The 19594-nt window shown below is 62.4% G+C and carries 18 protein-coding genes and 1 pseudogene; 8 read left to right on the top strand and 11 right to left on the bottom strand.

Going from position 1 to position 19594, the window contains the following annotated elements; all coding sequences use genetic code 11:
• Window positions 1-11 precede the first annotated feature (11 nt).
• A complete protein-coding gene (gene rsmD / locus GVL52_RS19130) occupies window positions 12-572 on the bottom strand; it encodes a 16S rRNA (guanine(966)-N(2))-methyltransferase RsmD (protein WP_160010030.1) in 561 nt (186 codons plus the stop codon).
• Window positions 553-2769 (bottom strand): pseudouridine synthase, encoded by a 2217-nt coding sequence (locus tag GVL52_RS19125; protein WP_160010028.1) that lies wholly within the window; start codon window positions 2767-2769, stop codon window positions 553-555. The genes rsmD and GVL52_RS19125 overlap by 20 nt, the downstream gene beginning before the upstream one ends.
• Before the next feature lie 89 nt (window positions 2770-2858).
• Between GVL52_RS19125 and GVL52_RS19120 the strand changes: the two genes are divergently transcribed.
• The gene (locus GVL52_RS19120; protein WP_160010144.1) at window positions 2859-3290 is read left to right on the top strand and encodes a nucleoside deaminase; all 432 of its coding nucleotides are present in this window, start codon (window positions 2859-2861) and stop codon (window positions 3288-3290) included.
• Between the two features lie 195 nt (window positions 3291-3485).
• Here the strand turns inward: GVL52_RS19120 and GVL52_RS19115 are convergent, their stop codons facing one another.
• On the bottom strand, window positions 3486-4118 hold the full coding sequence (locus GVL52_RS19115; protein ID WP_160010026.1) for a hypothetical protein: 633 nt from the start codon (window positions 4116-4118) through the stop codon (window positions 3486-3488).
• A gap of 143 nt (window positions 4119-4261) precedes the next feature.
• Window positions 4262-7204 carry an isoleucine--tRNA ligase gene (gene ileS, locus GVL52_RS19110; RefSeq protein ID WP_160010024.1) on the bottom strand — a complete coding sequence of 981 codons (2943 nt, stop codon included), beginning with the start codon at window positions 7202-7204 and terminating at the stop codon, window positions 4262-4264.
• 300 nt (window positions 7205-7504) lie between these two features.
• On the opposite strand from ileS, the gene GVL52_RS19105 reads away from it, so the two are divergent.
• Window positions 7505-7759, top strand: a complete 255-nt coding sequence (locus GVL52_RS19105) for a DUF1902 domain-containing protein (protein ID WP_160010022.1) — start codon at window positions 7505-7507, stop codon at window positions 7757-7759.
• Window positions 7760-7957, top strand: a complete 198-nt coding sequence (locus GVL52_RS19100; RefSeq protein WP_160010020.1) for a type II toxin-antitoxin system HicA family toxin — start codon at window positions 7760-7762, stop codon at window positions 7955-7957. It abuts the gene before it with no gap.
• A 16-nt stretch (window positions 7958-7973) separates the two neighbouring features.
• Here GVL52_RS19100 and GVL52_RS19095 read toward each other — a convergent pair whose 3' ends face one another.
• The 3 genes from GVL52_RS19095 to chrA all read right to left on the bottom strand — a co-directional run bounded on the left by GVL52_RS19095 (window position 7974) and on the right by chrA (window position 11424).
• Window positions 7974-8960, bottom strand: coding sequence for a bifunctional riboflavin kinase/FAD synthetase (locus GVL52_RS19095; protein ID WP_160010018.1), 987 nt, complete (start codon window positions 8958-8960; stop codon window positions 7974-7976).
• 82 nt (window positions 8961-9042) lie between these two features.
• The gene (locus tag GVL52_RS19090) at window positions 9043-9891 is read right to left on the bottom strand and encodes a TIGR01459 family HAD-type hydrolase (RefSeq protein WP_160010016.1); all 849 of its coding nucleotides are present in this window, start codon (window positions 9889-9891) and stop codon (window positions 9043-9045) included.
• Window positions 9892-10008: 117 nt separating this feature from the next.
• Window positions 10009-11424: a chromate efflux transporter gene (chrA, locus tag GVL52_RS19085; RefSeq protein ID WP_160010014.1), complete on the bottom strand. Its 1416-nt coding sequence runs from the start codon at window positions 11422-11424 to the stop codon at window positions 10009-10011.
• 489 nt (window positions 11425-11913) lie between these two features.
• Here chrA and groES point away from each other — a divergent pair, with 489 nt between their 5' ends.
• The 3 genes from groES (at window position 11914) to GVL52_RS19070 (ending at window position 15268) form a co-directional block, all read left to right on the top strand.
• Window positions 11914-12210, top strand: a complete 297-nt coding sequence (gene groES / locus GVL52_RS19080; protein ID WP_160010012.1) for a co-chaperone GroES — start codon at window positions 11914-11916, stop codon at window positions 12208-12210.
• A gap of 71 nt (window positions 12211-12281) precedes the next feature.
• Window positions 12282-13922: a chaperonin GroEL gene (groL, locus tag GVL52_RS19075; RefSeq protein ID WP_160010010.1), complete on the top strand. Its 1641-nt coding sequence runs from the start codon at window positions 12282-12284 to the stop codon at window positions 13920-13922.
• A gap of 899 nt (window positions 13923-14821) precedes the next feature.
• Window positions 14822-15268 (top strand): hypothetical protein, encoded by a 447-nt coding sequence (locus GVL52_RS19070; RefSeq protein ID WP_200847856.1) that lies wholly within the window; start codon window positions 14822-14824, stop codon window positions 15266-15268.
• A gap of 75 nt (window positions 15269-15343) precedes the next feature.
• Here GVL52_RS19070 and GVL52_RS19065 read toward each other — a convergent pair.
• Window positions 15344-15424 (bottom strand): annotated as a pseudogene (locus GVL52_RS19065) (glutathione S-transferase); the annotation flags it as partial.
• A gap of 213 nt (window positions 15425-15637) precedes the next feature.
• On the opposite strand from GVL52_RS19065, the gene GVL52_RS19060 reads away from it, so the two are divergent.
• The gene (locus GVL52_RS19060; protein WP_160010006.1) at window positions 15638-16084 is read left to right on the top strand and encodes a DoxX family protein; all 447 of its coding nucleotides are present in this window, start codon (window positions 15638-15640) and stop codon (window positions 16082-16084) included.
• 211 nt (window positions 16085-16295) lie between these two features.
• Window positions 16296-17108 (top strand): class I SAM-dependent methyltransferase, encoded by an 813-nt coding sequence (locus tag GVL52_RS19055; RefSeq protein ID WP_160010004.1) that lies wholly within the window; start codon window positions 16296-16298, stop codon window positions 17106-17108.
• A 42-nt stretch (window positions 17109-17150) separates the two neighbouring features.
• Here the strand turns inward: GVL52_RS19055 and GVL52_RS19050 are convergent, their stop codons facing one another.
• From GVL52_RS19050 to GVL52_RS19040, 3 genes are read right to left on the bottom strand one after another with little or no spacing between them, the layout of a single operon-like run.
• Window positions 17151-17756: a class I SAM-dependent methyltransferase gene (locus GVL52_RS19050; protein WP_160010002.1), complete on the bottom strand. Its 606-nt coding sequence runs from the start codon at window positions 17754-17756 to the stop codon at window positions 17151-17153.
• Window position 17757: 1 nt separating this feature from the next.
• Entirely contained in the window at window positions 17758-18453 is a 696-nt protein-coding gene (gene hisG, locus GVL52_RS19045) for an ATP phosphoribosyltransferase (RefSeq protein ID WP_160010000.1), read from the bottom strand.
• The gene (locus GVL52_RS19040) at window positions 18453-19571 is read right to left on the bottom strand and encodes an ATP phosphoribosyltransferase regulatory subunit (RefSeq protein WP_160009998.1); all 1119 of its coding nucleotides are present in this window, start codon (window positions 19569-19571) and stop codon (window positions 18453-18455) included. The genes hisG and GVL52_RS19040 overlap by 1 nt, the downstream gene beginning before the upstream one ends.
• Window positions 19572-19594: the final 23 nt, after the last annotated feature.

Genomic DNA, 19594 nt, shown 5'->3' with positions numbered 1-19594 from the left:
TAATACGCTGCCTATAAAGGCTGATAGCGGAAGAAATGAACCCTGGTATCGCCAAAAATCCTGTTCTCCAGGAACAGATAGGACGGATCGACCGAAACGACAACGTCGGCGCGCTCTTCGAGCACCGCAATTGCGCCGGTCTGCAGCCAGCCACCCTTGGCGGCCGCCGCCATCGCCTTTTCGCCGAGACCCTTGCCATAGGGCGGATCGGCGAACAGGAACTGGAACGGCTCGAGATTGCCGACGCTGCCGAGATCGGTGGCGTCGCGCCTCAGGATACGCGTCTTGCCGTGCAGGCCGAGCGCATCGATGTTTTCCCAGAGCAGGCCCCTGCCCTCGACGCTGTTTTCGACAAACAGCGCATGACGGCAGCCGCGCGACACGGCTTCAAGGCCGACGGCGCCGGTGCCGGCGAACAGGTCGAGTATCCGGGTGCCATCGACGCATTCCGGATAGGCATGGCTCAGAATATTGAACAGGCTCTCACGCGTCCGGTCCGCAGTCGGCCGGATGTCGTTGGATTTGGGTACGGCGAGCGACCGTCCGCGAAACTCACCGCCGACGATCCGCACCGCGCGCTATTCCCTTCCCTTTAGGTCCACCACGCGACGGCCCGCCCGCAGGCTTGCCACCGCCACCCGGCCGATCGCCCGAAGGCTTGCCGGAAAAACTCTTTGCGCCCGATGGCTTGGAACCACCCGGCTTTGCACCCGCAGGCTTGCCGAAGCTCTTGCCGCGCGGCTTGTCGCCGAACGGACGATCTCCTGAAGGCCTGGCTCCCGAAGGCCTGGCGCCTGAAGGTCTGTCGCCAGCGGGACGCTCGGAGCGTGCCTCGCCGGAGAAGCTCTTCGAACGCGGACGCTCGTCGCCCTCTGGACGCGGACGGCGCGGCTTGTCGCCATAGGGGCGATCTCCCGAAGGCCGGGCACCGGCTGGACGTTCGCCGCGGGCCGGACGGTCACCGAAGGAACGCGGGCGCTCTGCACCCTCTTCGCGTGGCTTGCGGTCACCGCGTGGCTTGTCGCCGAACGGGCGATCACCACGGGCCGGACGGTCACCTGCCGGACGCTCGCTGCGGGCTGGACGATCGCCATAAGGACGGTCGCTGCGGGCCGGGCGGTCACTGAAGGAGCGCGGACGCTCGCCGTCTTCGCGAGGCTTGCGATCACCGCGCGGCTTGTCACCGAACGGGCGGTCGCCACGAGGAGGACGATCACCGGATGGGCGGTCGCCGCGAGGCGGGCGGTCGCCATGAGGTCTGTCACCACGGGCGGTACGATCACCACCGGGTCTATCACCACGGGGCGGACGGTCGCCAAAGGGCTTGTCGCCACGCGGGGCGCGATCACCGAACGACTTTTCGCCGCGGCCACCACGATCGCCGCGGTCACCGCCTGGACGATCGCCGGAGCGCTTGCGGCCGCCGTCATCGTTGCTGACTTCGCTGGAGCGGATCCATTCGCCCTCTTCGTCGCGGGCGCGGTTGATCTGGACGCGCGGGCCGTCGTCGTAGCTGGTCGGCTGCGGCTTGGAGCGGCCAGGCTTTTCGCCGCGGCGAAGCGCCGTCTGGGCGTTTCTTTCGGCCTTGGCGGTTGCCTTTTCGCCGAGCGGACGGGCGCCGGGCGCCATCCAGACATTGGCGCTGCGACGGGTGCCGAGCGCCGGGCGCTTCGGACGGTCGTCGTCCTTGCGCGGGCCGGCATCGCGGCCACCGCTGTCACGGCCACCATCACGACCACCACCGTCACGTCCACCGTCGCGACGATCGTCGCGCTTGGTGTCGAGGCGGCTCAGCGCGCGTTCGCGCTTGTCTTCCGGCTTCCACGAGCGCTCGCGGCGCTCGGGCTTGGCTTCGACCTCTTCTTCGGCGGCGAGTGCCGGGGCGTTGTAGATCGGGGCGTCGAAATTGGCCTTGGCGTCTTCGATCAGGCGCGGGCCGAGCTGGTCGCGCAGCGTGCGGCCGCGGACTTCGACGACGTCACGCTCGGGCAGATCGCCGAGCTGGAAGGGGCCGTAGGAAATGCGGATCAGGCGGTTGACCTCGAGGCCGAGGGCGCCGAGCACGTTCTTGATTTCGCGGTTCTTGCCTTCGCGCAGGCCCATGGTGAGCCAGACGTTGGAGCCCTGGGTGCGGTCGAGCGTCGCTTCGATGGCGCCATAGAGCACGCCATCGACGGCAATACCTTCCTTCAGCTTGTCAAGCGCATCCTGGTCGATATCGCCGTGGGCGCGCACGCGGTAGCGGCGCAGCCAGCCTGTCGTTGGCAGTTCCAGCGCGCGGGCAAGGCCGCCGTCGTTGGTGAGCAGCAGCAGGCCTTCGGTGTTGATATCGAGGCGGCCGATCGACATGACGCGCGGCAGATCATCCGGCAGATTGTCGAATACGGTGTGGCGGCCTTCCGGATCGGCGTTGGTGGTCACCAGGCCGGCCGGCTTGTGGTAGAGCCAGAGACGGGTGCGCTCGATACCGCGGATCGGCACGCCATCGACTTCGATCTTGTCGGTCAGCGTGACGTTGACCACCGGCGTTTCCAGCGGCTTGCCGTTCAGCGTGACGCGGCCGTCCATGATCATGCGTTCGATATCGCGACGCGAAGCAACGCCGGCGCGCGCCATCACCTTCGAGATGCGCTCTGCCTTGCCGTCACCCGGTGCAGCGCTCGCCTCTTGTCTGGCGAACGGCTTTGCTGGCTTATCGCCGAATTTCGCATCGGTATCGCGCGGGGATGGCTTGCCACCCGGCCGTTTTGGCTTGTCTTTGAATGTCATTTGTTGTTTGCCTGCCTTTTGGGGCCTTCTATCAGTTCGCGCCCCTGCGGTTAAGTGGAAATTGTCGGATCGTGAAGACAAATGAATTTATGGAGCTGGCGCTCGAGGAAGCGCGTGCCGCGGGTGCGCGTGGCGAGGTGCCGATCGGCGCTGTCGTCGTTCTCGACGGCACCGTGATCGGCCGTTCCGGCAACCGCACCCGCGAGCTCCACGACATCACCGCACACGCCGAAGTGGCCGCCATCCGCATGGCCTGCGATGCGCTCGGGCAGGAGCGGCTGACGGGTGCCGATCTCTATGTGACGCTGGAGCCCTGCACCATGTGCGCGGCGGCGATCTCGTTTTCCCGTATCCGGCGGCTCTATTACGGGGCCGAAGATCCGAAGGGCGGCGGGGTCGACAATGGCGTGCGGTTCTACGCGCAGCCGACCTGCCATCATGCGCCGGATGTCTATTCGGGGATCAACGAGGTGCAGGCAGCGGAGATTTTGCGCGGGTTCTTTCAGGGCAAGCGGGATTGAGGTGCTTTGCCGTGAGGTAGCCCCTCTTCCCTGCCGGGCATCTCCCCCACAGGTGGGGAGATTGGCTGGGCGGACGCGCTTGCTCCACTCTCAGCGTCTGGCGCAAAGCGAGTCGATCTCCCCCTTATGGGGGAGATGTCCGGCAGGACAAAGGGGGTGCTACCTGCCGAAGCGTCTAAGGTCTGAAATGCAGCCTTACTGCAGCAGGTTCCACCACTGCTTGCCGGAGCCGGCGACGGCGGCTTCCTTCTTTTTCTTCTTCATCTTCTTCAGCTCGGGCTCGCCGAGATCATCGAGCTTCGACGGATCGTCGACCTGGCGGAATTCTGCCGGCGGATCGGAAATCGAGCGGCGCTGATCGATGTTGGCACCCTTCTGGATGGCGCGGGCTTCACGGTAAGCCTTGGTCTGCTCTTCCGTGGTGCGGCGGCCGCCTTCGATCTGGTTGTTTGCCAGCGGCGACTGGTAGTTCGACTTGTCGCTGTTGTCGTCGGCTTCCTTGACCAGGCGCTGACGGGTTTCCTCAGGGGATTCGATCCACTGCGGATTGTCCTTGCTGGCGATCGACTGCTGCGGCTCGACCAGCGTTTCCTTGGCCTGCGCCGTGGCGGGGACGACCAGGCTTCCACGCGGGTTGTACTTGACGCCCTTGTTCTTCGGCTCTGCGCCGGTCAGCGAGGTCGATTGACCGAGGTCATCGGTCAGCTGCTGAAAGGCCGTCTTGTCCGTGCCATAGCGAGGGCCGCTGCTGCAGCTCGTGATCATCGCGCTGCCTGCCATTGCGACAGTCAGGCAGGCGCCCAAACGGAACCAACGCTTCGATAACATGAAAACCCTTCCAGCCATGCCGGTGCATTCAAACGCTTAAAAACCGGACACTCGTCCCCCTGACGGAAAAATCCGGCCATTTTCAGGCAGCTTTTACCGGATGAACCGCCAATGCGCAATTCACCCAGTAATTTTCTTCGATTTTACACCGCAAGTTCGCGAAGCGCTGCCGCGTCGCGGGCAGAGACGTCGGGATAGTCGGCATCGGAGCCGACATCGGTGGTGATCCGCCACGAGCGGGCGCATTTCGTCCCCTCGGCAAGCTTCGGCTCGACCGAGACCAGCGGCACCTCGGACAGGCGGAAGGCGTCTGCCGGGCCTTCGGAACCATCGATGACGATGCCGGAGGTGATGCAGATCTCTTCGAAGTCCTGACCATCGAGCGCCTTCATCAGCTCCGGATCGGCGACATGGACGACAGGGGCTGCTTCGAGCGAGGAGCCGATGCGCTTGTCCTTGCGCTCGATCTCCAGTGCGCCGGTGACGACGGTGCGCACTGCGCGGATCTTCTTCCACTTCTCGGCCAGCGCCTCGTTCTTCCAGTCCGCCGGAATGGTCGGGAACTGTTGGAGGTGGACGGAGACGGCGTCAGGGTTGCGCGACAGCCATGCCTCTTCTGTCGTGAAGGGCAGCATCGGCGCCAGCCACGTCACCATGCAATCGAAGATCGTGCGGATGACATGCAGCGAGGCACGGCGGCGCGGGCTCGACGGCGCGTCGCAATAGAGCGCATCCTTGCGGACGTCGAAGTAGAAGGCCGAGAGCTCGACATTGGCGAAATCGATCAGCGCGCGGGCGATCTTCTTGAAGTCGAAGGCGTCGTAGCTTTCGCGCACCAGCTGGTCGAGCTCGGCCAGGCGGTGGAGCATCAGTTGCTCCAGCTCCGGCATGGCCTTGAGTTCGAAGGTCTCGCCCTTGTCGTGGGCCAGCGTGCCGAGCATCCAGCGGATGGTGTTGCGCAGCTTGCGGTAGGCATCGACATTGGTCTGGATGATGGTCTTGCCGACGCGCAGGTCGTCTGCATAGTCAGACGTCATGACCCAGAGGCGCAGGATGTCGGCGCCGGCATCCTTCATGATTTCCTGCGGAGAGGTGACGTTGCCCTTCGACTTCGACATCTTCTCGCCCTTCTCGTCCATGGTGAAGCCATGGGTGAGGACGGCGTTGTAAGGCGCGCGGCCGCGGGTGGCAGCTGATTCCAGCAGCGACGAGTGGAACCAGCCGCGATGCTGGTCGGAGCCTTCGAGATAGAGATCGGCCGGCCATTTCAGGTCGGGGCGGTCTTCGAGCGTGAAGGTGTGGGTGGAGCCACTGTCGAACCAGACGTCGAGGATGTCCATCACCTGCTTCCACGGCTCGTTCGACTTCTTGCCGAGGAAACGCTCGCGGGCCCCTTCGGCAAACCAGGCGTCGGCGCCTTCCTTCTCGAAGGATGCGAGGATGCGGGCGTTGACCTCCTCGTCCTGCAGGATCTCGCCGGCTTCATCGACGAAGACGCAGATCGGCACGCCCCAGGCGCGCTGACGGGAAAGCACCCAGTCCGGGCGGCCTTCGATCATGGCGCGCAGGCGGTTCTGGCCGGCTGCCGGCACGAAGCGGGTGTCGTCGATAGCGTTCAGCGCGCGCGAACGCAGCGTCGTGCCGTCGGCGAGGTTCTTGTCCATGTAGACGAACCACTGCGGCGTGTTGCGGAAGATCACCGGCTTCTTCGAGCGCCAGGAATGCGGATAGGAATGTTTTAGCCGGCCGCGGGCGAACAGCGCGTTGCGGGCGATGAGTTCCTTGATGACGCGATCGTTGGCATCGCCCTTCTTGCCGTTGTCGTCGATGACGCGACCGCCCTCGAGGCCGGGTGCATCCGCCGTGTAGAAGCCGGCATCGTCAACAGTGAACGGGATTTTCGTCGAGATGCCGCGGGCCTCGAGCTGGCGGGCACTGGCCGTCCAGGCATCAAAGTCTTCGCGGCCGTGGCTGGGCGCGGTGTGCACGAAGCCGGTGCCGGCGTCATCGGTGACGTGGTCGCCATCGAGCAGCGGGACGTCGAATTCGTAGCCGCCGCCGAAGCCCTTGAAGGGGTGGGCGCAGGTGATGGCAGCCAGACCCTCAGGAGTCAGGCTAGCCAAGCGCTTGAATGTCAGCTTCGCCTTCGCGGCGCAGTCTTCAGCCAACTTATCAGCAAAGATCAGTTTTTCGCCGGGACGTGGCCCAAAGTCGTTTACAGCTTCGGTCACTTCGTAGAGGCCGTAGGCGACGCGCGAAGAATAAGCGATGGCCCGGTTTCCCGGGATGGTCCAAGGCGTCGTGGTCCAGATAACGACCGACGCTTCCATAAGCGGAGAATCCTTCGCGGCAGTATGTTGTTCCGCGGTACCAATCTCGTTTTGCCACTGGTATTTGGGATCGATGTGACGAACCGGGAACTTCACCCAGATCATGTCGCTCTCGATGTCGTGGTATTCGACTTCGGCTTCGGCGAGCGCCGTGCGCTCGACCACCGACCACATGATCGGCTTGGAGCCGCGGTACAGCTGGCCTGTCTTGGCGATCTTCAGCAGTTCGCCGGCGATGCGGCTTTCGGCGTGGAAGGCCATCGTCGTGTAGGGATTGTCGAAGTCACCCTCGATGCCGAGACGCTTGAACTCCTCGGCCTGGATCTTGATCCAGCCGGCGGCGAAATCACGGCATTCCTGGCGGAATTCGTTGACCGGAACCTCGTCCTTGTTCTTGCCCTTCTCGCGGTATTTTTCCTCGATCTTCCACTCGATCGGAAGGCCGTGGCAATCCCAGCCGGGGACGTAGTTGGCATCGAAGCCACGCATCTGGAACGAGCGGTTGATGACGTCTTTCAGGATCTTGTTCAGCGCGTGGCCGATGTGGATGTTGCCGTTGGCATAGGGAGGGCCATCGTGCAGCACGAACTTTTCGCGGCCGGCGGCCGACGCGCGGAGTTTCTTGTAGAGGCCCATCTGCTGCCAGCGGGCAACGGTTTCCGGCTCCTTCTGCGGCAGGCCCGCGCGCATCGGGAAATCGGTTTCCGGCAGATAGAGGGTCTTGGAATAGTCGATCTTTTCGGCTGTGTCGGTCATGTCTAGCAATCGTTTCTGGCGCCGCGGAATGGGCGCAACGGGCTTGAAAAATGCGTGGTGACGGAGGCGCTCTGGGTCAAGCGCCAAAAACCCGGACCTTCCGGCCGCTTAGCGCGCGCGGAAGGCCGGGCCGATAATTCGTATCGTGATCGCCAGCCGGACTATGTTCATCGCGCCGGTTCATAGGCGTTTTTCCGGCGGAAAGAAAGAGGAGAGTTGACATTGCCATGCCCTCCACCGACGTTGTCTGTCACCGCGGAAGCTCTATATTGGGGTCATCATAAAACAGAGGCTCATTCGATGGTGAAACGCACCTTTTTCATCAAGGCAATCTGGGACAAGGAGGCCGAAGTCTTCTACTCCGAGAGCGATATCGAAGGGCTGCATATCGAGACGGCCGATATCGACGAGTTCGAAGACATCATCTTCGACAGCGCCATCGAGCTGATCATCGCCAATCACATCGCCCCGTCCGATCTCGCTCGCACCCCCCTGAAAGACCTAATTCCGGCGATACTCTGGCAGCGTCCCGCTCCTCAGGTCGCAGTGGCATAAATGGCCGAGGGCTATTACAAGATTGTGTGCGAGATCATTTCAGCGCTTGGCTACGTCTATCTGAAGAACGCCAAGGGATCGCATGAGAAATGGCAGTCTCCGGCAACCAAGAAGATGCTTCTCGTCCCGCGCAATCTTCAAAGCCGTCATACGGCAAACGCGATCCTGAAGGACGCTGGATACACGGGCAAACTTTGAGAGCGCTGATCGGCCGCTATTCGAAGCCGCAGAGCTTGCGATCCAGCGGGCTGATCGGCTGGACGCCGGAAAGAAGCGCCCTCGCCTCGTCCTTGTCGCGGTTCATCTGCTCGACCAGCGGTTCGAGGCCGTCGAACTTCAGTTCCGGGCGCAGATAGGCGAAGAAGGAGACGGCGCAGATCCGGCCGTAGAGATCGCCGCTGAAATCGAAGACGAAGGTTTCGAGCAGCGGGGCGCCGTTGTCGGTCACCGTCGGGCGGCGGCCATAGCTCGCCACCGCATCGTGCAGCGTGCCGTCGTCGAAGCGGAAGCGGACGGCGTAAATGCCGGGCTTGAGTTCGACTTCGGCGGGAAGCCGCATGTTGGCGGTGGGGAAGCCCAGTTCGCGGCCGAGCTTTTCGCCACCGATCACTTCGGATTCAACCGTGTAGTGGTAGCCGAGCAGGCCGGCAGCCTCGATCACCTCGCCCTCCTTCAACAGGCCGCGGATGCGGCTGGAGGAGACGACATCGGAATTCTCGTCACGGAAGGCATCGATCAGGGTGACGCCGAAGCCGTATTTCTGGCCGGCGTCCATCAGGAAGGCTGGTCCGCCTTCGCGTCCACGGCCGAAGTGGAAATCAAAGCCGGTGACGACTTCAGAGGCACCGAGCCAATCCTTGAGGATCGAATGGATGAAATCGTCGGCCGAGCGCTGCGAGAATTCGCGATCGAACGGATATTCGATGACCGCGCCAAAGCCCATGGCTTCGAGGATGCGCGCCCGCAGCGGTGCCGGTGTCAGGCGGAAGACCGGGTTCTGCGGGCCGAAGACGGTGCGGGGATGCGGCTCGAAGGTCAGCACCAGGGCCGGGACGCCGCGTTCCGCGGCAATCTCCAGCGCCCGCTCCAGCACCGACTGATGACCACGGTGCACGCCGTCGAAATTGCCGATGGCAATCACGCCGCCACGGAGGTGGTCGGGCAAGGGCTCGCGGGTTTCGTTGCGGTGAAAAACGGTCATCGGGCAGACTTTACTGATGGTGCAGGCTTACGCAAGGATGCTTGAAACGGCGTCTCGGGGCAGATGTCTCAGGCCAGAGATCTTAAGCAAGACGGGGCATCCACCACTTCGGCGTGGCCTTCTCGCGCTCGAGATAGGCGGTGAGGATCGCCTCGTCGGTTTCGCCGTTGATGGTGTATTCGGCCGCATGGATACCGCCGCTGATATAGAGCAGATCGAGGCCGTAATCGAGCGCGCCGCGCACGTCGGTCGGCATCCCGTCGCCGATCGCCAGGATGCGGCTGTTCGGGAACTCGCCGCGGACTTCGCGGGCAACGGAGACAACCGCATCGTAGATCGGCTTGTGCGGCTTGCCGGCAATGCGGGTCTGGCCGCCGAGCTGCTGGTAATAGGCGGCCATGGCGCCGGCACAGGGGATCATCCGGTGGCCGCGCTCGACGATCAGGTCCGGGTTGGCGCAGATCAGCGGCACGGCGCGGGCCTGGAAGGCCTTCAGCATGTCGGTGTAGTCTTCGGGCGTGTCCTTCTCGTCATCGAAGAAGCCGGTGCAGACGACACAATCGGCATCATCGGCTTCGACGCGCTCGACGCCGATGCCTTCGATGATCGCCACGTCGCGATCCGGGCCGAGCAGGAAGACCTTCTTCGGGCCTTCGGCGATCAGGCCGCGGGTGACATCGCCAGAGGTGACGATGCGGTCATAGGCCTCGTCCTGGATGCCGATCTGGCGGAGCTGGTCGACCACCAGCGGGGCGATGCGCGGCGAATTGGTGATGAGGACGACGGTAAGGCCGGCGTTGCGGGCGGCTTCCAGTGCCGCAGCTGCCTTCGGAAAGGGCGAGACGCCATTGTGGAGCACGCCCCACACATCGCAGAACACCGCGTCGTACTGGCTGGTGATCTCTGCAAAACTGTCGATGCGCTGCGCCATTCCGATATCCTAATTCATGTCCGGTGACGGCTGACATCGCAAAGCCATGCAGCGATGGCAAGGAATTTTGCGATGCTGGGGCGTGAAATTCTTGTGACTCCGGGGTCCGGGACGGCGTCAGACGAGCAGTTCGATGCCCTTGATGGCAAGTCCGGCGGCGGCTGAGATGGCCAGCACCCTGACCATGCCGAGCTTCAGCTTGAAGAGAAGAATGGCGGCGACCACGAAGATGGCGAGGGCTGCGATATCGATCGTTGCCCATTGCGGCCATGCGAGGCTGACGATCGGCAGGCCCGAGCGGCGCGACAGCAGGGCGATGCGGCCGACTTCGGCGAAGAGCACATGCAGGCCGAACCAGAGCGACAGGTTGAGGATGACGCCGACGACGGCGGCGGTGATGGCGGAGAGTGCTGCCGATAGCGCTGCATTGTCGCGCAGCCTCTCCACGAAGGGGGCGCCGGCAAAGATCCAGATGAAGCTCGGGACGAAGGTGGCCCATGCGACGAGGACGGCGCCGAGGACGCCGCCCGTCAGCGGCGCCATGGCGATCGGGTTGCGGAAGCCGGCGAGGAAACCGACGAAACAGAGGACGAGAACCAGCGGGCCGGGCGTGGTTTCGGCCAGCGCCAGGCCATCGAGCATTTCGCCTGGCTGCAGCCAGGCATAATGGCCGACGGCCACCTGGGCGACATAGGACAGAACCGCATAGGCACCGCCGAAGGTGATGACCGCCATCTTCGAGAAGAAGATGAAGACGGCGCCGAAGACGTTGGTCTCGCCGCTGAGCGTCTCGGCAATCAGGTCGGCGGGGGCGTGCAGGTTGCGGATGAACAGCAGCGGCGCCTGCCAGACGAGAACCCAGAAGACCAGCACGAGGAGCGGCCGGGCGATGGAATGGGTGGTGAGTTTGGGAAACCGGCCGGGCGATGGTGTCGCGGGCGCTTCGTGCGTGGTGTTGCGGCTGGCGTATCTGTGGGCGGCAAAGCCGGTGAGGCCGGCGAGGATGACGACGATGGGAAACGGCACGTTGAGCAGGCAAAGCGCCAGGAAGGATGCGGCGGCGATGTAATAATGCAGCCGCGTCTTCAGGGCGCGGCGCGACAGGCGCAGCAGCGCTTCGATGACGACGGCGAGAACGGCAGCTTTCAGGCCGAAGAACAGTGCCGGCAGCCAGGCGGTTTCCTGGAAGAAGGCGTAGAGGCCCGATAGCACCAGCATGATCAGGAAGCCGGGGAGCACGAAGAGCAGACCGGCAAGGATGCCGCCGCGCACGCCATGCATCAACCAGCCGATATAGGTGGCGAGCTGCTGTGCTTCCGGGCCGGGAAGCAGCATGCAGTAGTTCAGCGCGTGCAGGAAACGATCCTCGGAGACCCAGCGTTTCTCGTCGACGATGGTCTTGTGCATCAGGGCGATCTGACCAGCGGGACCGCCGAAGCTCAGACAACCGATCCTTGCCCAGACGCGGACGGCGTCGGCGAGCGGCACGGCGGCTATGCTGTCATCTGCCGAAACTGTTGTGTTCACGCTCATATCCCCTCAGTCGCCCCCGCCCACTCTTCACGAGCCACCTTGATCTGCTCGATATCACCGGCATCGGAGCGGAACAATCCCGGCCGGATGAAGAGCTATCCACCGGCCTGGCCGCGCCCCTGCCCTCCGCTCGTTTCGCAGGTTTATGACACGGGGCGATGACAGGATGCGGTGAGGCGGCGGCGGTCGCTGCCGATGAAAGAGCAAGCCCATGGATCGCGGTGCGAGACGGCCCTGACCTCAGAACCGCTGGCGGCCATGGCATTAACCATCACAGGCATTTCAGCGGCCCGGCGGCAGCGCCTTGGGTTCACAACTTTGCCATCAAGCGGATATAGAAATGCGCAAAGAAAATTCCGACGTTTTCCTTGACTCCCCGATGGGCCGCTCCTAAATGCAGGCCGCTAGCACTCATCACAGACGAGTGCTAACATCCATCCGTGCGGGCCTCCCTGGCTCGCAAGTGTCATTCGATCGAGGGATTAGACAATGGCAAGCACCAACTTCCGCCCCCTTCACGACCGCGTCGTTGTTCGCCGCGTTGAATCCGAAGCCAAGACCAAGGGCGGCATCATCATTCCCGATACCGCCAAGGAAAAGCCGCAGGAAGGCGAAATCGTCGCCGTCGGCTCCGGCGCTCGCGATGATTCCGGCAAGATCGTCGCTCTCGACGTCAAGGCTGGCGACCGCGTTCTGTTCGGCAAGTGGTCCGGCACCGAAGTCAAGATCGACGGCGAAGACCTTCTGATCATGAAGGAAGCCGACATCATGGGTATCATCGGCTAATCAGCCGGGTTCCCTTTCCGACATAGCCGACCGGGCTCAACCCCGGACACCCGAATTTAGGAGCTACAATCATGGCAGCTAAAGAAATCAAGTTTGGCCGCACCGCGCGCGAAAAGATGCTGCGCGGCGTCGACATTCTCGCTGATGCAGTGAAGGTAACGCTCGGTCCCAAGGGCCGTAACGTCATCATCGACAAGTCCTTCGGCGCTCCGCGCATCACCAAGGACGGTGTTTCGGTCGCCAAGGAAATCGAACTTGAAGACAAGTTCGAAAACATGGGCGCCCAGATGGTCCGCGAAGTTGCTTCGAAGACCAACGACATCGCCGGCGACGGCACCACGACTGCTACCGTTCTTGCCCAGGCGATCGTTCGCGAAGGCAACAAGGCCGTAGCCGCCGGCATGAACCCGATGGACCTGAAGCGCGGTATCGACCTCGCAGTTGCAGACGTCGTCAAGGATCTCCAGGCCAAGGCCAAGAAGATCTCGACTTCGGAAGAAGTTGCACAGGTCGGCACGATCTCTGCAAACGGCGACAAGCAGGTCGGTCTCGACATTGCTGAAGCCATGCAGAAGGTCGGCAACGAAGGTGTTATCACCGTCGAAGAAGCCAAGACCGCTGAAACCGAACTCGAAGTCGTCGAAGGCATGCAGTTCGACCGCGGCTACCTCAGCCCATACTTCGTGACCAACCCTGAAAAGATGGTTGCAGACCTCGAAGACGCTTACATTCTCCTTCACGAGAAGAAGCTCTCGAACCTGCAGGCCATGCTGCCAGTTCTGGAAGCCGTCGTTCAGACCGGCAAGCCGCTCCTCATCATCGCTGAAGACGTCGAAGGCGAAGCCCTTGCTACGCTCGTCGTCAACAAGCTGCGCGGTGGCCTGAAGATTGCTGCCGTCAAGGCTCCTGGCTTCGGCGATCGCCGCAAGGCAATGCTCGAAGACATCGCCATCCTCACGGGCGGTACTGTCATCTCCGAAGACCTCGGCATCAAGCTCGAATCCGTAACTCTCGAAATGCTCGGCCGTTCGAAGAAGGTTTCGATCTCCAAGGAAAACACCACGATCGTCGACGGCGCTGGCGCCAAGTCCGACATCGAAGGCCGCGTTGCACAGATCAAGGCTCAGATCGAAGAAACCTCTTCCGATTATGACCGCGAAAAGCTGCAGGAACGCCTTGCCAAGCTCGCTGGCGGCGTTGCCGTCATCCGCGTTGGCGGCTCCACGGAAATCGAAGTCAAGGAAAAGAAGGACCGCATCGACGACGCCCTCAACGCGACGCGCGCTGCTGTTCAGGAAGGTATCGTCCCAGGCGGCGGTATCGCTCTGCTCCGCTCTTCGACGAAGATCACCGCAAAGGGTGTGAACGACGACCAGGAAGCTGGCATCAACATCGTTCGCCGCGCCCTGCAGGCTCTGGTTCGCCAGATCGCCGAGAACGCTGGTGACGAAGCTTCGATCGTTGTCGGCAAGGTTCTCGACAAGGATCAGGACAACTACGGCTACAACGCCCAGACGTCCGAATATGGCGACATGATCGCCATGGGTATCGTCGACCCGGTCAAGGTTGTCCGTACGGCTCTGCAGAACGCAGCTTCGGTTGCTTCGCTGCTGATCACCACGGAAGCCATGATTGCCGAACTGCCGAAGAAGGATGCTCCTGGTGGCATGCCTGGCGGCATGGGCGGCATGGGCGGAATGGACATGATGTGATCAGACCATAAGGTCTGATTGCAGCAGGGCCGTGAAATCCGCCCATACACTTAAAGTGCTTCAGCGCGGCAAGCGCGCTGAAGAGGCGGAATGGACATGATGTGATCAGACCATAAGGTCTGATTGCAGCAGGGCCGTAAAACCCGCCCATACACTTAAAGTGCTTCAGCGCGGCAAGCGCGCTGAAGAGGCGGAATGGACATGATGTGATCAGACCATAAGGTCTGATTGCAGCACTGTCCGGACCAACCGGTTCAGTTACGGAAAGGGCGGCCCTCGGGTCGCCCTTTTTCGTTTGTGATTCGCACTCACATTGCGCAGGCCACACTTCAACACGTTGATGAAACGTATAATCACACCACCGGCGGGAAAAAGCGCGCCGCGAGGCTTTCGCGAGGCTTGTCGGCTTGCCGATTTTATCACGGGCGAGAATTCATATTGGACTCGCCGTCCGGGACGCATCAGCGACAATTAATGGCCTGAAACCGCCGAACCTCCATCAATTTTGGATTATTTAGGAAATTTTTATCAACCTAGCCGTTTATTTTAGAATGTATTCACAAAGCATTCCACGGCGCCTGCGTGTAAAAACCGATTGCCGTTCCCGCAAAAGAAATTATAAATCCGCCCTGTGTTCGGCGCTTCGTTTGGCAGCTATTCCTCTTCCTGCAGCCGGCACCGTTCAAATTTGACAATTACCGACAACGCCGGGCCAAATGCCCAAAGATAAATTACAAGTTGCAATAGTTCCGGAAAAAGCCGAGCGCGGTTCCCACGAATGGACCTACCGCTCGGAGGCCTGTTTTCCGGCGACCGTGCATGATGCTCGGCGTTGAATAAGCCTGTGATGTTTGCCGGGTGTGCAGCATGGGAACGCTGCGCCCAAACTGGGGAACAATGTGTTCAAGATCGCAAAAACCAACGCGGCCGCACCGCTCATGCGGGGATCGCTGGAACTCAATGATAATCATCCAGAAATGCTCGCACAGTTTTCCGTGTCGGAGAGCTGGGTCGGCGACTTTTCCAGCGGCGTGATCCGCCTCAAGGAACGAAGCGCAAAGCTTCACGGTCTCACCCTGCCGGAATGCGGCCTGCTCAGCCTGATGCGCTGCTATGATCCGAATGACCGCAACCGTATCGTCCAGATTTTCGAACAGGCCGCGACGCTGTCGTCTTCCTTCTGTTTTTCGACGACCATCATCATGCAGAACGGCTACCGCCAGCCATTGTTCTGCATGGGTGAATCAAACGGCTACGAACATGACGGCGCCGGCAGCATGCTGGGCATGTTCATCTTCCCGCGGGTGGAAACCAATGCCGGCAAGGAAGTGTTCCGCCGCCAGTAACGACAGCGGCAGCTCCATTGAAAAGCCGGCCTTGACGGGCCGGCTTTTGCGTTGCTGAGCTGATATTCAGGGCATCGTCGGCAGCGAATAGAGCTGGACGACATCGGGGTCTGCTGTCGGCCAACGGGTGGTGATCGGGGCGGAAAGATCTGCCATCTGGGCATCCTTGTATGTGCGCGGCAATAGAAGAGAGCTCAGGGAACTGGCAAGCGGCCGAAGCTCGCAACCCGTTGTTCAATATTACTGAACGAACTGTCCGTTTCCGTCTATCTTTCCATGACGACTGAAATGAAGGACAAGTGCGTCATACGAGATCGACAACGTGCCGGGGGCACAGCGATCTCGACACATTCAACCGGAGACAGTTCCATGTCGTCTACCCAGAATACCGTCATTCTCGTTGCCCGCATCCTTCTCTCCTTCATCTTCATCTATTCCGGCTTCGGCAAGCTGACCGACCCGGCAAGCACTGCCGGCATGATCACCGGTGCCGGCCTGCCTGCCGCAACAGCGCTTGCCTATCTCGCCGGCCTGTTCGAGTTCGTCACCGGCGTTGCCGTCCTCGTCGGCTTCCAGACGAAGATCGTCGGCTGGGCACTCGCCCTGTTCTGCGCCTTCACCGGTCTCGTCTTCCATTCCGGCACCGTTGCCGTCCCAGGCTGGCCTGATGCAGCGCTCGGCTGGATCAACGCTCTCAACGGCATCATGCTGATGAAGAACTTCACACTGGCCGGCGCCTACATCCTGCTCGCCACCTTCGGCCCGGGCCTCTACTCGGTCGACGCCCGCCGCGGTGCGGTCACCGTCGCCGCTTAACCCCTAAAGCATCCTTCCAGGCATGCGCGACCCGCCGTCACCAGACGGCGGGTTTTTTCGTTTGCTCAATCCCGCTTGGGTGCGAACCGAACCGGTATCGCAGGCAGAAGAACCGTGCCGCCCGGGGTGTGCGGTATCAGGCGATGGCGCCGAACGCTCCAAAGATGTATGATTGCCCATTGGAGCCTGAGGCGCGACAGGATCATCACCCATGCCTGCTGTGGACAAGCTTTTCGTCGGATCGATCCCGGAAATTTACGACACCTACATGGTGCCGCTCATCTTTGAGGCCTATGCATCCGACATCGCCCGACGGGTCGCAGATGCGGCCCCTACCCGCGTGCTTGAAACAGCAGCGGGAACAGGCGTCGTGGCCCGTGCGCTGGCGCCGCTGCTCGCTCCGAACGCCAGCTACATCGTTAGCGACCTCAACCAGCCGATGCTCGACCGGGCAGCGGCCCGGCAAGGCGCGGACAAGCGTATTGTGTGGCAGCAGGCAGACGCGCTGCGGCTGCCGTTCGATCCCGAAAGCTTTGATGCCGTTGCCTGTCAGTTTGGCGCGATGTTCTTCCCTGACCGGATCGCCGGCTATCGCGAGGCGCTTCGCGTTCTGAAGCGTCACGGTCGTTTTATCTTCAATGTATGGGATCGCATCGAGGAAAATGATTTCGCCCGCATCGTGACGGATGCGGCACGTGCCATTTTTCCGGACGATCCGCCGCGGTTCCTCTCCCGAACGCCGCATGGCTATCACGATGTCGCGTTGATCGAAGCGGATTTGCGGGCATCGGGCTTCACCACCGTCGATATCATCACGCTTCAACATCAAAGCAGCGCTGCGGATGCGCACACCGCCGCGCTGGCCTACTGCCACGGAACGCCGTTGCGCAGCGAGATCGAAGCCCGCGACCCGAAAGCGCTGAACACCGTTACCGACCGCGCCACCGATGCGATCCTGGAGGCTTATGGCGAAGGCCCGGTCTCCGGAAACATTCAGGCGCATATCATCGTGGCGCGCGCCTAACGGCGTTGGTCGCCGCTCCGGTTCGTCGGAAGCTCCAGGGTGTTACGAGATCCGCTTTGCCAGCCAGATGGTGGCGCCGCCGCATTGGCGATCCTGCATCACATGGGCGACGACGGCAAAGCCGTTTTCCTCGAGCAGTGCGGTGTATTCCTCGGTCGACAGGCTGGCGTGATAGAGCGGCTCGCCGGCGAACTCGCCCATCGCCTCGCCTTCGAAATGGCCTGCCGTGAACATCAGCGCCGCACCGGGTGCGGCAAGGGCTGCAAAGCGCGGGAACATGGCCCGCTGATCGTTCTGGTTCAGGTGGAAGAAGCTGTGCCAGGCGAGGATGCCGTCGTATTTCATCGGCAGCGAGAATGTCCGCATGTCGGAGACGAACCAGGAGCGATCGGGAAAACGCTGGCGGCAGAGGCCGATCAGGGTTTCCGAGGCATCGACGCCGGTGACGCGGAAGCCGTCGCGGATCAGGCTTGAGGCCATCGGCTCGGCGCCGCCACAGCCAAGGTCGAGAACATCGCCGCGACGGGCGACCAGCGCCGTGAAGCGATCGAGCCACGGCTGTTCGAACAGGGTGCGGCCGCGCGCTTCGTCGAAGGCCAGCGCGTGGCGCTCATAGAGGGTGATGATGTCGTCGTCTTCGCCCGCCATATCAGAGCGACGCGCGGACGGCTTCGATCAGCCTTGCGACGGAGGGTTCGGCGGCGTGGCTATCCTTGCGGGCGCGCACCAGGCAGGCCTGCGACTTCAGGATGACGCCATCCGTCAGGATCTTCAAATGGTTGGCGCGCAGCGTCGAGCCGGTCGAGGTGATATCGACGATGACATCGGCTGACCCCGATGCCGGCGCGCCTTCGGTGGCCCCAAGGCTCTCGACGATGCGATAGAGCTGGATGCCGTGCTGGCTCGAGAAGAACTGCTGCGTCAGCCGCCAGTATTTGGTGGCGATCGTCAGGCGGCGGCCGTGGCGGGTGCGGAAATCGGCGGCGACATCGCCGAGATCGGCCATGGTATCGACATCGAGCCAGATCTCCGGCACGGCGACGATGACATCGGCATGGCCGAAGCCAAGGCGGGCGCAGAATTCGACGCGCTTGTCGGCTTCCGCCAGACCTTCGCGGATCAGGTCTTCGCCGGTGACGCCGAAATCGACGGTGCCGTTGCCGAGCTCCTTGGAAATCTCCGACGCCGACAGGAAGGCGACCTCGACATCATCCCAACCCTCGACGCGGCCACGATAGGAGCGGTCGTTGCCGACGGCAGTGATGGTCATGCCGGCGCGTTCGAAGATCGCCGAAGCGTCGTCCTTCATCCGGCCCTTGGAGGGCAGCGCGATGGTGATGGTCATCAGGCGGACCTCTCGGTTTCGATGCGATCCAGCCACAGCGCGAAGCCGACCGCCGGGATGCGCTCTTTGGCGCCAAGGAAGGCCATCAGCTTGTCGAAGCGACCGCCACCGGCGAGCACCGCATCGGAGCCCGCGACGCCGACTTCGAAGACGAGGCCGGTGTAATAATCCAGCGGACGACCGAAGGCGGCACGATAGCTGATCGTTGCCAGATCGACGCCGGCATTGGCGAGCGCCGCGACGCGGCCGTCGAAACGCGACAGCGCATTGCCGAGCCTGAGGCCGGCGGCATCGGCAAAGCCTGAAAGCGCGGCCGAGGCGTTGATCAGCGGCACGTTGAGCGACAGGAACTCCTGCAGCACCCGGAAGGCCGCGTCATCGAGGCGGGTTTCCGACAGGATCAGCTTTTCCCTGAGGCGGCGGGCGATTTCCTGTGGCGAGCGGCTGGCATTGGTGGAATAGCCGGTGGCCTGCATGGTGTTGTCGATATGGGCGATCAGGGCCGCGTCATCATCGGCGCTGACGAGGCGGGCAACATCGTCTTCCAGCCCGGTGACGAATTGCGGGCTGACGAGGCTGGCGAGCAGCGCTTCGAGATGGGCCATGTTGCCGAAGGCATGGATCAGCCGCTTCTGCCAGCCGAGCGGCAAGCCGAGCGCCTGGACGACGGCTTCGAACACCGCCTGATCACCAAGCGTGACGGACAGGCGCTTGCCGGGCAGCAGGCGCTTCAGGATGCCGGTGGCGTCGCTGACGGCGCGGGCATCGGCGCTGGAGATGTTGATATCGCCGAGATCCTCGATGCCGGCCTGATAGAACTCATTGCCGCCCTCGCGGCGCTGGCGGAACACCTCGCCGAGATAGGAATAGCGCTTCGGCGTGCCCATGGCGCCTTCGATGTGGCGCAGGCAGACGGGAATGGTGAATTCCGGCCGCAGGCAGAGACTGGCGCCGGTCTCGCTCTCGGTCATGAAGATGCGGCGGCGCAAATCCTCGCCGGCGATATCGAGGAACGGCTCGGCCGGCTGGATGACGGGCGTGTCGACGCGCTCGGTGCGGCGGGCGGTAAACTCGGCCAGGAGATCGGGGGAGAAATCCGGGAGGTTGATCAGGGGCATGGGGTGCGGCTCCCTCTTCTCCC

This window comes from Rhizobium sp. 18055 (genome assembly GCF_902706285.1).
Classification (GTDB): Bacteria; Pseudomonadota; Alphaproteobacteria; order Rhizobiales; family Rhizobiaceae; genus Rhizobium.
This window is presented reverse-complemented; position numbering and strand designations above follow the sequence as displayed.

Excerpts from the sequence above, each read along its gene's own strand:
- GVL52_RS19125 (WP_160010028.1), bottom strand. The coding sequence starts at position 2,769 with ATGACATTCAAAGACAAGCCAAAACGGCCGGGTGGCAAGCCATCCCCG.
- GVL52_RS19120 (WP_160010144.1), top strand. The coding sequence starts at position 2,859 with ATGGAGCTGGCGCTCGAGGAAGCGCGTGCCGCGGGTGCGCGTGGCGAG.
- GVL52_RS19115 (WP_160010026.1), bottom strand. The coding sequence starts at position 4,118 with ATGTTATCGAAGCGTTGGTTCCGTTTGGGCGCCTGCCTGACTGTCGCA.
- ileS (WP_160010024.1), bottom strand. The coding sequence starts at position 7,204 with ATGACCGACACAGCCGAAAAGATCGACTATTCCAAGACCCTCTATCTG.
- GVL52_RS19105 (WP_160010022.1), top strand. The coding sequence starts at position 7,505 with ATGGTGAAACGCACCTTTTTCATCAAGGCAATCTGGGACAAGGAGGCC.
- GVL52_RS19100 (WP_160010020.1), top strand. The coding sequence starts at position 7,760 with ATGGCCGAGGGCTATTACAAGATTGTGTGCGAGATCATTTCAGCGCTT.
- GVL52_RS19095 (WP_160010018.1), bottom strand. The coding sequence starts at position 8,960 with ATGACCGTTTTTCACCGCAACGAAACCCGCGAGCCCTTGCCCGACCAC.
- GVL52_RS19090 (WP_160010016.1), bottom strand. The coding sequence starts at position 9,891 with ATGGCGCAGCGCATCGACAGTTTTGCAGAGATCACCAGCCAGTACGAC.
- chrA (WP_160010014.1), bottom strand. The coding sequence starts at position 11,424 with ATGAGCGTGAACACAACAGTTTCGGCAGATGACAGCATAGCCGCCGTG.
- groES (WP_160010012.1), top strand. The coding sequence starts at position 11,914 with ATGGCAAGCACCAACTTCCGCCCCCTTCACGACCGCGTCGTTGTTCGC.
- groL (WP_160010010.1), top strand. The coding sequence starts at position 12,282 with ATGGCAGCTAAAGAAATCAAGTTTGGCCGCACCGCGCGCGAAAAGATG.
- GVL52_RS19060 (WP_160010006.1), top strand. The coding sequence starts at position 15,638 with ATGTCGTCTACCCAGAATACCGTCATTCTCGTTGCCCGCATCCTTCTC.
- GVL52_RS19055 (WP_160010004.1), top strand. The coding sequence starts at position 16,296 with ATGCCTGCTGTGGACAAGCTTTTCGTCGGATCGATCCCGGAAATTTAC.
- GVL52_RS19050 (WP_160010002.1), bottom strand. The coding sequence starts at position 17,756 with ATGGCGGGCGAAGACGACGACATCATCACCCTCTATGAGCGCCACGCG.
- hisG (WP_160010000.1), bottom strand. The coding sequence starts at position 18,453 with ATGACCATCACCATCGCGCTGCCCTCCAAGGGCCGGATGAAGGACGAC.
- GVL52_RS19040 (WP_160009998.1), bottom strand. The coding sequence starts at position 19,571 with ATGCCCCTGATCAACCTCCCGGATTTCTCCCCCGATCTCCTGGCCGAG.